Here is a 13293-nt window from a genome sequence, read left to right on the forward strand (position 1 = left end):
GAACGTGGGGGGCGCGGTTCACTCACCGGCCATGGGGGCCAGAGAGATCATCCGCACCGCCGTCCACCACGTCGTGCCGCCGGCCGGGCTGACCCGCGCACTGGCCGTGCAGGCCATGGTCTACGCCATCGGCAACGGCCTGTTCCAGGCCGGCAGCGCCGTCTTCTTCACCCGGGCGCTCGGGCTCAGCGCCGCCCAGGTCGGGCTGGGCCTGTCCATCGCGGCGGGGGTGTCGCTGCTGGGCACCGTGCCGCTGGGCGGCCTCACCGACCGGTACGGACCGCAACTGGTCTGGACGGTCGGACTGGTGCTGGAGGCGGCGCTCTTCGCGACCTACCCGTTCGTGGGCGGCTTCGCCGGTTTCCTCGCCGTGGTGGTGGCGCTGGCCGCCGTGCACGCCGCGACGGGCGTGGCCGTGCAGGTCTACTCGATCAACGCGCCGCCCTCGGCCGAGCGGGTCACCGCGATGGCCTACCAGCGCTCGCTGCTGAACGTCGGGTTCGGGCTCGGTGCGGCGATCAGCGGCCTGGTGCTTGCGGTGGACACGATCGCGGCGTACCGGGGGATGGTCTGGTTCATCGCGGCGGTCTTCCTGGTGACGGCACTCTTCGTGCGGCGGCTGCCCCGGCTGCCCGAGGTGGCCCGTCCGGCCGAGCCGATGAGCCGGTTCGCCGTGCTGCGGGACCGGCCGTTCATGGCGGTCTCCCTGCTCTCCGGGCTGCTCACCGCGCACCAGACGCTCTACCTGACGGTGCTGCCGCTCTGGATCCTCACCCACACCGACGCGCCGAAGACGGTGATCGCCGGGCTGGTGCTGCTCAACACGGTCCTCATCGTGCTGCTCCAGGTACGCGCCAGCCGGGGCGCCGACACCGCCACGGGCGCGGCCCGGGCGTCCCGCAGGGGCGCCCTGCTGATCGCCCTGTTCTGCCTGGTCCTGCCGATCTCCGGGGCGACCCGGGGCACGCTCACCCTGGTGGTGCTGGTGGCCGCCGCGCTGCTGCTGATCGTCGCCGAGCTGGTCGAGTCGGCGGGCACCTGGGGGCTCACCGCCACCCTGCCGCCGGCCGCCCAGCGCGGCGCGTACGTGGGGGCGTTCCGGCTCGGCACGCAGTTGCAGTACCTGATCGCCCCGGCGGGGCTCACCGCCCTGGGGGTGACCACCGGCGGCTGGGGCTGGTACCCGACGGCGGCCGTCTTCGCGCTGGTCGGGCTGGCGATCGTGCCCACGGTGGCCTGGGCCGGGCGGACGCCGCGCCTGGGTGCCGTGGCACCGGAGGAGGCCGTGACACCGGTCCCATAGTCCGGACCTGGCTTCCCACCGACGATCTCACCACGTAGGGTGACCTTGTCATGTGGCGGGCGTACCTTCTCCTTCGCTGCCGCGACGAGGCCTGACCGGCCGGCACCTCGTCGCGGAGTTGAACCGCGCCGTCCAGCACATCCGAACTTCTTCTCGGCACCGCCGCGGCACCGTCGCCCGGCATCTCGCCGACACCTTCCGATCTGCTGACGCCACATGTTCCCAGGGAGCACTCCGAGATGGCTCAACCTGTCACCGACGCCGAGACCGATCCGATCGCCCGGCAGCGCCCCAGCCGGATGCCGTTCCAGCGTTACCTGCCCTACCACCAGCAGTTCCGGTTCGACCTGCCGGACCGCGCCTGGCCCACCCGCCGCGTCGAGGCCGCGCCCCGCTGGTGCGCCGTGGACCTCCGCGACGGCAACCAGGCCCTGATCGACCCGATGTCGCCGGAGCGCAAGCGCCGGATGTTCCAGCTCCTGGTGCAGATGGGCTACAAGGAGATCGAGGTCGGCTTCCCCTCGGCCAGCCAGAGCGACTTCGACTTCGTCCGGCAGCTGATCGAGCAGGACCTGATCCCGGAGGACGTCACCATCCAGGTGCTGACCCAGTGCCGGGAGCACCTGATCGACCGGACCTTCGAGTCGCTGCGCGGCGCGCGCCGGGCCATCGTGCACTTCTACAACTCCACGTCGACGCTCCAGCGCCGGGTGGTCTTCGGCCTGGACCGGGACGGCATCACCGACATCGCCACGACGGGCGCGCGGCTCTGCCAGAAGTACGCGGAGATCCACACGCCGGACACCGACATCCACTACGAGTACTCGCCGGAGTCGTACACGGGCACCGAGCTGGAGTACGCGCTGGAGGTCTGCGCCAAGGTCATCGAGGTGGTCGACCCCACTCCCGACCGGAAGCTGATCGTCAACCTGCCGGCCACCGTCGAGATGGCCATGCCGAACGTCTACGCCGACTCGATCGAGTGGATGCACCGGCACCTGCCCCGCCGGGACAGCCTGGTGCTGAGCCTGCACCCGCACAACGACCGGGGCACCGGGGTGGCCGCCGCCGAGCTGGGCCTGCTGGCCGGTGCCGACCGGATCGAGGGCTGCCTGTTCGGCAACGGCGAGCGCACCGGCAACGTCGACCTGGTCACCCTGGGGCTGAACCTGTTCTCCCAGGGCATCGACCCGATGATCGACTTTTCGCACATCGACGAGGTCAAGCGCGCCGTCGAGTACTGCAACCAGCTGCCGGTGCACGAGCGCCACCCGTACGCGGGCGACCTGGTCTACACCGCCTTCTCCGGCTCCCACCAGGACGCGATCAAGAAGGGCTTCGACGCGCTGCACACCGACGCGGCGGCGGCCGGGGTCCCGGTCGACGAGTTCACCTGGGCCGTGCCCTACCTGCCGATCGACCCGAAGGACCTGGGCCGCACCTACGAGGCGGTCATCCGGGTCAACTCGCAGTCCGGCAAGGGCGGCGTCGCGTACATCATGAAGTCCGAGCACCAGCTCGACCTGCCGCGCCGCCTCCAGATCGAGTTCTCCGGCGTGATCCAGCAGGTCACCGACCACGACGGCGGCGAGGTCGAGCCGGGCACCATGTGGGAGATCTTCGCCCGCAACTATCTGGTCGACCACCAGGTCGACCCGGCCGTCACCCTGGCCGGCTACGCCATCGGCACCGTCGAGGGCAAGGTCGAGATCGAGGCCCGGGTCGGCAACGACGGCGCGGTCCAGCCGCTCACCGCGGTCGGCAACGGCCCGATCGACGCGTACGTCAACGCGCTCCAGTCGCTGGGCGTGGCCGTACGGGTGCTCGACTACCACGAGCACGCGCTCTCCTCCGGCGGGGACGCGCAGGCCGCCGCGTACGTGGAGTGCGAAGTGGACGGCCGGACCGTCTGGGGCGTCGGGGTGGACGCCAACATCGTGACCGCCTCGATCAAGGCGGTCACCAGCGCGGTCAACCGCGCCCGCGCCTGACGGAAGGAAAGCCCCCTGTCAACGCCTCGCGCGTGGCAGGGGGCTCTTCCTCAACGCCGGGCTTGCGGCTGGCGGGGGCGGTGGATCAGCAGCCCGGCCAGCACCGCCCCGACCAGCAGCAGGCCGGCGCACCAGAGCAGCGCCCCACGGAACGCCGCGGCCAGCGCGGTCTTCTGCTCGTAGCCGCTGCCGGAGAGGCCGACCAGCAGCGGCAGCGCGGCCACCGCGAGCAGGCCGCCGGCCCGGGCGGCGGCGTTGTTGAAGCCGCTCGCCACCCCGGCGAACCGATCCGCCACCGCGGCCAGCACGGACGCGGTCAGCGGGGCGACCACCAGGGTGAGCCCCGCACCGAACAGGAGCACCCCGGGCAGCACGTCCACCCAGTACGACGCCCCCGGCCCGACCCGGCGCAGCAGCAGCAGGCCGGCCGCGGCGACCACCGGGCCGACGGTGAGCGGCAGCCGGGGGCCGATCCGGGCGGCGAGCGCCCCGGCCCGCGCCGAGCCGACCAGCAGCAGCAGGGTCATGGGCACGGTGGCCAGGCCGGTGAGCAGCGCCGACCAGCCGACCACGTTCTGCAGGTAGACGGCGAGGAAGAACGTGAAGCCGCCGAGCGCCGCGTAGACGATCACGGTGAAGATGTTCAGCACCGAGAAGAGCCGGCTGCCGAACAGCCCGGTGGGCAGCATGGCGGTGTCGCCGCGGCGCCGCTCGACCAGCACGAAGACCACCGCGCCGAGCACCCCGACCACCGCCGCGGCCAGCACCGCCGGAGAGCCGGCGCCCCGCGCCGGCGCGTCGATCAGGGCGTACGTGACGCCGCCGAGGGCCAGCGCGCCGAGCAGCGCGCCGGCCACGTCGAACCGCCGGCCGGCTCCGGTACGCGAGACGGCCTCGTCGCAGCTCTCCGGCACCCAGCGCAGCGCGGCGAGCACCACCCCGACGGCCAGCGGCAGGTTGACGAAGAAGATCCACCGCCAGGAGAGCGCGTCGATCAGCCAGCCGCCGAGCAGCGGGCCGAGCGCCGTGGACACCCCGGAGAGCCCGGACCAGGTGCCGATGGCCCGGGCCCGGTCGTCCGGGTCGAAGCTGGCCTGGAGCACCGAGAGCGAGCCGGGGGTGAGCAGCGCCCCGCCGGCGCCCTGGAGGAACCTGGCGGCGATCAGCCAGCCGGTGCCCTGGGCGAGCCCGCAGAGCATCGACGCCACGGCGAACCACACCACCCCGACGAGGAAGACCCGCCGCCGCCCGAACCGGTCGCCGAGCGCGCCGCCGAGCAGCACGAACGCGGCCAGCATGAGCAGGTACCCGTTGACCGTCCACTGCAGACCGGCGACGGTGGCGTCGAGTTCGGCGCCGAGCCGGGGCAGCGCCACGTTGACCACGGTGCTGTCCAGGAAGACCATGCCGGAGGCGAGGATCGCCGCGAGCAGGGTGCCGCGACCGGCGGCGGTGCCGAGACGCAGCGCGGGAGCGGGTGCGGTCATGGGTAACCACTCTGCCCGGCCCTCCACTTCCGACGCCACGAATCACGGAAACCGTCGCCGGGTACTGTGCGGACTCGCCGGGAGCCCGCAAGCTGGAGAGGTGTCGTCTGTGCGTACGAGATCAGGAGCCCGAGCCGGGATGGCAGCCGCGCTCACCGCGGTGCTCGCCCTCGGCGTGGCCGGATGCGTGCCGGTCGACGAGCCGGACACGCCGCCCAGCACCGCCGGCAACGTCGACCAACAGCTCGGTGAGCTGACCGTCGCCGCTGCCGGGTCGATGAAGGGCTACAGCCGAACCCGCTTCCCGCACTGGCGGGACACCGGCAAGAACTGCGACGTGCGGGACAGCGTGCTGCAACGGGACGGGGAGGGCATCAAGCTCTCCGGCTGCAACGTGGTGGGCGGCCGCTGGGAGAGTGCGTACGACGGGCTGGCGCTGAGCGATCCGGCCGACGTGGACATCGACCACATGGTGCCGCTGGCCAACGCCTGGCGCTCCGGCGCCGACGAGTGGGACGACTCGAAGCGCGGCGACTTCGCCAACGACCTGACCCGGCCGCAGCTCCTCGCGGTTTCCCTCCGCTCCAACCGGGCAAAGGGTGACCAGGACCCGTCCCAGTGGAAGCCGGCGAACCGGTCGTACTGGTGCCAGTACGCCGCGGACTGGGTGACGGTCAAGCACTACTGGCGGCTGACGGTGACCAGTGCCGAGAAGGCCGCCCTCACCGACATGTTGGAGGGCTGCACATGGGCGAACAAGCCGTGACCGGGGCCGGTGGCGCGCCGGCGCCGGAGGGCGCACCGGACACCACCGGCGAGGATGCCGCGGCGGCCGCCGGCGGTGCGACCGCGCCCGGCCCGACCTCGGCCGGGATGACGGCCGACGGCACGCCGGCCGTCCCCGCCGACGTCTCCGGGGCCGGAATGTCCGCCGATGCCACCCCGACCGCGCCCGCGGCGGCCCCGCCGGCGCCCGGAGCCCCGGAACGGACCAGCGACATCACGGCCGGCCCGGGCGGGGTGATGACCGACGAGGTCGGCGTGGTGACCGGCGACCTGACGCTGCGCACCGAGTACGCCGACGGCCAGGTCACCCTGCGGGTGCAGTACAAGGACGCCGACGAGTGGTACGCGGTGACCGGCGGCCGGGTGCCGCTGGCCGACCCGGCCGCGCTGGACGCCGTGCACACCGTCGCGGTGGCCCTGCTCCACCGCCCCGAGGGCTGACCCACTCCGAACGCGACGAGGCCCCTTCCCCGGCCGGGGAAGGGGCCTCGCGTCGTCACGTCACGGGGTCGGGATCAGCTCCCCGGTGTCGCCCGGCGCCGCGCCGTCGTCCGGCCGCACCAGCTCCGGCTCCACCTCGTGCGGCCGGATCCGGCCGGCCGCGATGTCCTCCGCGTAGTGGCAGGCCACCCGGTGCCCGCCCAGCACCTCGCGTAGCGCCGGCCGCTCCTCGGCGCAGCGGGTCGGCTGGGCCCACGGGCAACGGGTGTGGAACCGGCAGCCGGCCGGCGGGTTCGTCGGCGAGGGCAGGTCGCCGGCGAGCAGGATCCGCTCCCGGTGGTCCTCCACCTGCGGGTCCGGCACCGGCACCGCCGACATGAGCGCCCTCGTGTACGGGTGCATCGGCTCCCGGTAGAGGTCGTCGCTGGACGCCTCCTCCACCAGGCCGCCGAGGTACATCACCCCGACCGTGTCGGCGATGTGCCGGACCACCGCCAGGTCGTGGGCGATGATCAGGTACGTCAGGCCGTGCTCGTTCTGCAGTTCCTCCAGCAGGTTGATCACCTGCGCCTGGATCGACACGTCCAGCGCGGAGACCGGCTCGTCGGCGACGATCAGGTCCGGGTCGAGCACCAGCGCCCGGGCGATGCCGATGCGCTGCCGCTGCCCGCCGGAGAACTCGTGCGGGTACTTGCTCAGCGCCGAGGCGGGCAGGCCGACCGCGGCGAGCGCCTCCCGGAGCCGTTTGGCGGTGGCCGCCTTGTCCTTGGCCAGGCCGTGCGCCTTGAGCCCCTCGACCAGCAGCGACTCCACCGACTGGCGGGGGTCGAGGCTGGACAGCGGGTCCTGGAAGATCATCTGGATCCGACGGCGCATCCGGCGCATCGACTCGCCCTTGAGCGCGCGGATGTCGGTGCCGTCGAAGACGATCTCGCCGTCGGTCGGCTCGACCAGCCGCAGCAGGCCCCGGCCGAGGGTGGACTTGCCACACCCCGACTCGCCCACCAGCCCGTACGTCTCGCCCTTGTTGATGGAGAGCGAGACGCCGTCGACGGCGTAGACGTAACCGACGGTGCGGTCGAAGAGCACGCCGCTCTTGATCGGGAAGTGGACCTTGACGTCGCGCAGTTCGACCAGTGGTCCGGTCCGCTCGGTCGACTCGGTCACGGCACCGCCACCTCCTCGGAAACGGGGTTGTTGCAGCGCAGGTCGCCGCCGGTCGCGGTGGGTTCGAGCGGAGGGGCGCCCTCCAGGCAGGCGTCCACCACGTTGTCGCAGCGGGGGGCGAACGCACAGCCCTCGACCCACGGGATGTTGTCGGCCACCGAGCCGCGGATGGCGTGCAGCCGCTCGCCCCGCGGCGAGTCCAGCCGCGGCACCGAGCTCAACAGCCCGTGCGTGTACGGGTGCCGCGGCCGGGCGAACAGCTCGTGCCGGGCGGCCCGCTCAACCACCTTGCCGCCGTAGAGCACGTTGACCGTGTCGCAGAGGCCGGCCACCACGCCCAGGTCGTGCGTGATCATGATCAGCGCGGTGCCGGTCTCGTCGACGAGCTGCTTGAGCAGGGTGAGGATCTGCGCCTGGATGGTCACGTCCAGCGCGGTGGTCGGCTCGTCCGCGATCAGCAGCCGCGGCTTGCAGGCCAGCGCGATGGCGATCAGCGCGCGCTGCCGCATGCCGCCGGAGATCTGGTGCGGGTATTCCTTGAGCCGCCGCGTCGGGTCCGGGATGCCGACCGCGTCGAGCAGCTCGCGGGCTTCCTTCATGGCCGCCTTGCGGTCCATCCCGCGGTGCCGCTCCAGCACCTCGGCCACCTGGATGCCGATCGGCACGACCGGGTTCAACGACGACAGCGGGTCCTGGAAGATCATGCCGATGTCCCGGCCGCGCCGGTCCCGCATGTCGTCCGGGCGCAGCCTGAGCAGGTCGGTGCCGTCGAAGTTGACCTCACCGGTGACCTTGTTACCCCGCCGGGGCAGCAGGCCCATGATCGCCAGGCTGGTCACGCTCTTGCCGCAGCCGGACTCGCCGACCAGGCCCACGGTCTGCCCCGGCTCCACGCTGAAGCTGACCTTGTCGACCGCGGTGAACGGCCGCTCACCGCGACGCTGGAACACCACGCTCAGATCGCGTACGTCGAGCAGGCTCATCGGGTCACTTCCTCTCGCCGGCCGGGGCCGGCCACGTGCTGGTCCGCGACATCGCCGTCACCGCCGGCTCTTCGGGTCGATCGCCTCGCGCATGCCCTCACCCAGCAGGGTGAAGCCGAGCGCGACCACGATGATCGCGACGGCCGGGAAGTAGGCCAGCTCCGGCCGCACCTCGAAGTAGCGCTGACCGTCCACGCCGAGCATCAGGCCCCACTCGGCGCGGTTGATGTCGGGGTCACCGAGACCGAGGAAGGAGAGCGACGCCGCCTCCAGGATCGCGGTGGAGAGGGTGAGCGTGGCCTGCACGATCACCGCGGTCATCGCGTTGGGCAGCATGTGCCGCAGCACGATCGATCCCTGCTTGACGCCGAGCGCCCGGGCAGCCAGCACGTGGTCGCTCTCGCGCTGGGCGAGCATCGAACCGCGCAGCAGCCTTGCGAAGATCGGCACGTTGACGATGGCCACCGCCAGGATCACCGTCCACTGGCTGGACCGGCTGGCCATGGCCACCAGGCTGATGGCCAGCAGCAGGGCCGGCAGCGCCAGCATCACGTCGGTGAAGCGCATCAGGATGTTGTCGACCCAGCCGCCGAAGGCGCCGGAGATCGCGCCGATCAGCACGCCCAGGCCCAACCCGATGAGCGTGGCGAGCACGCCGACGAAGAGGGTCTGCCGGCTGCCGTGGATCATGCGGGACAGGAAGTCCCGGCCGAGCGGGTCGGAGCCGAGGGGGAACCCGCTGCTGGCCCCGGGGATGTTGTCGACGGTGAGGTTCTTCGTCAGCTCGTCGAAGCGCTGCGCCGGGTCGTGCGGCGCGAGCAGCGGCGCGAAGATCGCGACCAGGATGAAGAGCGCCACGATGGACGCGCCGACGATCGCCGTCGGGTTGCGCCGCAGCCGGCGGAACGCGTCCCGGACCAGGCTGACGCCGCCCTTGTCGGCGGTGGCCTGGGCCAACTGCTCCAGCCGGGCGCGCTTGCGCTCGCCGAGCCGGTCGATGCCGCGCGGCAGGGTGCCCTCGCGCTTCTCCTCGACGGCGGAGGGGTCCACGCTCTCGCGCGGGGTGCCCACGGTGGGCCGGGTGATGGGATCACTCATCGCACACGCACCCTCGGGTCGATGAAGGCGTAGGAGAGGTCGACCAGGAGGTTGACCACCACGAAGACCAGCGCGGCCAGCAGGATCAGCGCCTGGAGCACCGGGTAGTCGCGACCGCCGCTGATCGAGTCGTAGATCAGCGTGCCGAGGCCGCCCCAGTTGTAGACCCGCTCGGTGAGCACCGCGCCGGAGAGCAGCGCGCCGGTCTGCAGGCCGATGGTGGTGACCACCGGCAGCAGGCCGTTGCGCAGGATGTGCCGACCCCGGATGGTCTTGTGCCGCAGGCCCTTCGCCTCGGCGGTGCGGACGAAGTCCTCGTTGAGCACGTCGAGCACGCTGGCCCGGGTGATCCGGACGATCACCGCCAGCGGGATGGTGGCCAGGGTGAACGCCGGCAGGATCAGGTGCCACAGCGCGTCGGCGGTGGCGTCGAACTCCCGGGTGAGCAGCCCGTCGAGGACGAAGAAGCCGGTGATGTCGGTGTTGTCCACGCCGGTGCTGATCCGGCCCGAGGGCGGGAACCAGTGCATGTTCTGGGTGAGGACGTCCTTGAGCAGGTAGCCCAGGAAGAAGATCGGGATCGAGATGCCGAGCAGGGTGCCGGCGATGCTCAGGTTGTCGAGCAGCCGGCCGCGGTGCCGGGCGGCGAGGTAGCCGAGCGGCACACCGAGCCCGATGGCGATGATCATGGCGGCCGCAGCCAGTTCGATGGTGGCCGGGAAGGCGCGGGCGATCACCTCGGTGACGGGGTCGCCGCTCCGGATCGAGTTTCCGAAGTCGCCGCTCAGCAGCCGCTGCATGAACTTGCCGTACTGCACCAGGACCGGCTGGTCGTAGCCGAGGGCCTTGACCAGCAGAGCGCGCCGCTCGGGCGTGGCCCGCTCACCGAGCAGCGCCTCGATCGGGCCGCCGGGGAGGTTCCGCAACCAGACGAAGACGAGCGCGGACAGCCCTATCAGGGTCACCACCAGCTGCAGCAGGCGGCGAACTATGACTCGCAACATCTCTCACACACCAGATTCTCGGTAACAGCGGGTCGGCCCGGGCCGGGAGAGAGAGCCCGGCCCGGGCCGATTCCGCGTACGGCGTCAGCGGTCAGTAGCGACTTCAGCCAACGCTGACGGTGTTGAAGCGCTCGTCGGTCAGCGGGCTGGCAACCAGACCCTTGACGTCCTTGGTGACCACGATGGCCGGCGGGGCGTGCCAGACCGGCACGGCCGGCAGCCACTTGGCGGCGACGTCGCGGTTGACCTGCTCCCAGGCGGTCTTCTTGCCGGCCTCGTCGACCGTGCCGTCGGCCTTGGTGATGGCGTCGAACATCTCGGTCATCGCCTGGTCACCGAACTCGACCTTGGCGCGGCCGAAGAAGGTGCCGACGAAGTTGCCCGGGTCGTTGTAGTCACCGGTCCAGCCGAGCAGGTGCAGGTCGTGCTTGCCGAACTGCTGCACGTCGTCCTTGTAGCCACCGTTCCACGGGCGGGCCACACCGTTGACCTTGATGCCGACGGCCTGCAGGTCGTTGGCCAGGACGGTGAAGATCTCCTGCGGGTTCGGCATGTACGGCCGGGAGACGTCGGTCGGGTAGTAGAAGTTGAGCGTCAGGTGCTCGGCGCCCGCCTCCTTGAGCAGCTGCTTGGCCTTGTCCACGTTGTACTCGTACTTCTGCACGTCCGGGGCGTAGCCGAGCACGGTGTCCGGCATGAACTCGTCGGCGACCTTGGTGCCACCCGGGCCCTTGGTCTGGACGAGCTGCTGGCGGTTGAGGGCGTAGGCGATGGCCTGGCGCACCCGCAGGTCCTTCAGCTTCGGGTTCTTCTGGTTGAAGCCGAGGTAGAGGATGTTGAACGCCGGGCGGTCGAGGACCTGGAAGCCCTCGCCGGCGAGCGCCTTGCGGTCGGCCGGGGCCGGGAAGTCGATGCCCTGGACGGTGCCCGCCCGCAGCTCCTGCTTGCGGGTGTTCTCGTCCTTGATGATCTTGATGATCAGCTTGTCGACCTTGGCCTTCTCACCCCAGTAGTCGGGGTTCCGGTTCAAGGTGATCTCACCCTTGGCCTTGTCCCAGCCACCGAAGGTGAACGGGCCGGTGCCGACCGGGTGCTCGTTGGCGAACGCGCTGTACTCGAAGGAGTCGCCGTTCTGCTTCACGGTGTCGGCGTCGTACTTCTTCAGCGCCTCGGGGCTGGCGATCGACAGCGCGGTCAGCGCGAAGGCACCCGGGAAGGCACCCTTGTACTGGTTCATCGTGACGACGGCGGTGCCGTCGTCCTTCGCCTCGCACTTGTTGTAGACCGGGTTGCCCACACCCTCGGCCTCGTTCTTGGCGAAACCGCCGAAGACGTCCGAGTAGTAGATCATCTGCGACTGGGCGGCGGCGCCCTTCATGTTGAACCAGCGGTCGAAGTTGAAGCAGACCGCGGCGGCGTTGAAGGGGGTGCCGTCGTGGAACTTCACGTTCTTGCGCAGGTGGAAGGTCCAGACCTTGCCCTCGGGGTCGTGCTCCCAGCTCTCCGCCAGGGCACCCTGCAGGTCGGCCGTGCCGGGCTTGTTCTGCACGAGGGTGTCGTACATCTGCCGGATCGGCCGGAAGGTCTCACCGTCGTCGTTGAAGATCGGGTCGAAGTTCTTCGGGTCACCGGCGCCCGCGAAGACGAAGGTGCCGCCGGTCTTCGCCCCACCGCTGTCCTCGTCGCGCTCGCTCTTCGCGCAGCCGGACGCCCCGACCGCCAGAGCGGCAGCGGCCGCGAGGGCCACGGCCGCTTTAAGCCTGCTCGCCTGCATCTCTCACCTCTGTCATGCGCATGTCTTTACGCCGAGCTGTGACTCAGTCCGTGTGCGGGAGGCTATGACACGACACACAGAATGCGGAACGCCCGCGAGGCAATCGCTACCAAGCCGACACCAAGCGGCCGGGTCTGACACTGCCCGATCTCCCGCAAACAGGACTGTCACAGCCGCGAGCAGATAGTGGGATCGGACAGATCACCGCAAAATCGGCCAGTTGCCGGCCGGGTGGCGCGCACGTGGCGAATCGCACCCGTCCCACATTCCGGATGCCCGAACGACACCGGCCGGCCCCTGTCACGGGACCGGCCGGCCCGGTCGTCGCTCCGGTCAGATCGCCCGGCGGCCCTCGAAGGCGCGGCCCAGGGTGATCTCGTCGGCGTACTCCAGGTCGCCGCCGACCGGCAGGCCGCTGGCCAGCCGGGTCACCGCGATGCCCATCGGCTTCACCATCAGCGCCAGATAGGTCGCGGTCGCCTCACCCTCGGTGTTCGGGTCCGTGGCGAGGATCAGCTCGCGGACGTCGCCCCCGCCCAGCCGGGTCATCAGCTCCCGGATCCGCAGGTTGTCCGGGCCGATGCCCTCCAGCGGGTTGATGGCGCCGCCGAGCACGTGGTAGCGGCCGCGGAACTCGCCGGTCCGCTCGATCGCCACGACGTCCTTCGGCTCCTCGACCACGCAGAGCACCTCGTCCGTGCGCCGCGGGTCACGGCAGATCCGGCACTGCTCCGACTCGGCCACGTTGTAGCAGGTGGTGCAGAACCGCACCAGCTCCTTGACCTTGCGCAGCGCGCCGGCCAGCCGGTTCACGTCGGCGGGATCCGCCGAGAGGACGTGGAACGCGATCCGCTGGGCGCTCTTCGGGCCCACGCCCGGCAGCCGGCCCAACTCGTCGATCAGATCCTGAATGGCACCCTCGTACATCTGCCGCTCAGAACCCGGGCAGGCCGAGGCCGCCCATCCCGCCCGCGACCGGGCCCATCTTCTTCTCGGTCAGCTCCCGGGCCGCCTCGGCGGCGTTGTGCACGGCGGCGACGACCAGGTCCTCCAGCGTCTCCACGTCCTCCGGGTCGACCGCCTTCGGGTCGATCTTGATCGCCTTCAGCTCACCGCTGCCGGCAACGGTGGCGGTGACCAGGCCCCCACCGGCGGTGCCGGTCAGCTCCGCCTCGGCCAGCTCGGCCTGCGCCTTGGCGATCTGCTGCTGCATCTTCTGCGCCTGCTTCAGCATCTGCTGCATGTTCGGCTGTCCACCT

12 protein-coding genes are annotated in these 13293 nt (G+C 71.1%); 4 read left to right on the top strand and 8 right to left on the bottom strand.

Annotated features, from left to right (window positions below):
- The first annotated feature begins 31 nt into the window (after positions 1-31).
- Positions 32-1303: an MFS transporter gene (locus tag ACFYPD_RS05115; RefSeq protein WP_387108999.1), complete on the top strand. Its 1272-nt coding sequence runs from the start codon at positions 32-34 to the stop codon at positions 1301-1303.
- 239 nt (positions 1304-1542) lie between these two features.
- Positions 1543-3294 carry a 2-isopropylmalate synthase gene (leuA, locus tag ACFYPD_RS05120; protein ID WP_387109002.1) on the top strand — a complete coding sequence of 584 codons (1752 nt, stop codon included), beginning with the start codon at positions 1543-1545 and terminating at the stop codon, positions 3292-3294.
- 50 nt (positions 3295-3344) lie between these two features.
- Here leuA and ACFYPD_RS05125 read toward each other — a convergent pair whose 3' ends face one another.
- Positions 3345-4781, bottom strand: a complete 1437-nt coding sequence (locus ACFYPD_RS05125) for an MFS transporter (protein ID WP_387109004.1) — start codon at positions 4779-4781, stop codon at positions 3345-3347.
- A gap of 139 nt (positions 4782-4920) precedes the next feature.
- Between ACFYPD_RS05125 and ACFYPD_RS05130 the strand changes: the two genes are divergently transcribed.
- Both ACFYPD_RS05130 and ACFYPD_RS05135 read left to right on the top strand, forming a co-directional pair.
- Positions 4921-5547, top strand: a complete 627-nt coding sequence (locus ACFYPD_RS05130; protein WP_387109006.1) for an HNH endonuclease family protein — start codon at positions 4921-4923, stop codon at positions 5545-5547.
- Complete coding sequence (locus ACFYPD_RS05135; RefSeq protein ID WP_387109007.1) at positions 5529-6008, top strand: hypothetical protein; 480 nt, start codon at positions 5529-5531, stop codon at positions 6006-6008. Before ACFYPD_RS05130 ends, ACFYPD_RS05135 begins: the two co-directional genes overlap by 19 nt.
- A 60-nt stretch (positions 6009-6068) precedes the next feature.
- On the opposite strand, the gene ACFYPD_RS05140 is transcribed toward ACFYPD_RS05135, so the two are convergent.
- The 7 genes from ACFYPD_RS05140 to ACFYPD_RS05170 form a co-directional block, all read right to left on the bottom strand.
- Positions 6069-7175, bottom strand: a complete 1107-nt coding sequence (locus ACFYPD_RS05140; RefSeq protein WP_387109009.1) for an ABC transporter ATP-binding protein — start codon at positions 7173-7175, stop codon at positions 6069-6071.
- Entirely contained in the window at positions 7172-8158 is a 987-nt protein-coding gene (locus tag ACFYPD_RS05145; protein ID WP_387109010.1) for an ABC transporter ATP-binding protein, read from the bottom strand. The genes ACFYPD_RS05140 and ACFYPD_RS05145 overlap by 4 nt, the downstream gene beginning before the upstream one ends.
- A gap of 57 nt (positions 8159-8215) precedes the next feature.
- Positions 8216-9256 carry an ABC transporter permease gene (locus tag ACFYPD_RS05150; protein WP_387109012.1) on the bottom strand — a complete coding sequence of 347 codons (1041 nt, stop codon included), beginning with the start codon at positions 9254-9256 and terminating at the stop codon, positions 8216-8218.
- Positions 9253-10260, bottom strand: a complete 1008-nt coding sequence (locus tag ACFYPD_RS05155) for an ABC transporter permease (RefSeq protein WP_387109013.1) — start codon at positions 10258-10260, stop codon at positions 9253-9255. Before ACFYPD_RS05155 ends, ACFYPD_RS05150 begins: the two co-directional genes overlap by 4 nt.
- A gap of 103 nt (positions 10261-10363) precedes the next feature.
- Complete coding sequence (locus ACFYPD_RS05160; RefSeq protein WP_387109014.1) at positions 10364-12034, bottom strand: ABC transporter substrate-binding protein; 1671 nt, start codon at positions 12032-12034, stop codon at positions 10364-10366.
- A gap of 333 nt (positions 12035-12367) precedes the next feature.
- The gene (gene recR, locus ACFYPD_RS05165) at positions 12368-12961 is read right to left on the bottom strand and encodes a recombination mediator RecR (protein WP_387109016.1); all 594 of its coding nucleotides are present in this window, start codon (positions 12959-12961) and stop codon (positions 12368-12370) included.
- Positions 12962-12968: 7 nt separating this feature from the next.
- Positions 12969-13277 (bottom strand): YbaB/EbfC family nucleoid-associated protein, encoded by a 309-nt coding sequence (locus ACFYPD_RS05170; RefSeq protein ID WP_217809865.1) that lies wholly within the window; start codon positions 13275-13277, stop codon positions 12969-12971.
- Positions 13278-13293 lie beyond the last annotated feature (16 nt).

Source organism: Micromonospora sp. NPDC005299, from assembly GCF_042872345.1.
Taxonomy (GTDB): domain Bacteria; phylum Actinomycetota; class Actinomycetes; order Mycobacteriales; family Micromonosporaceae; genus Micromonospora.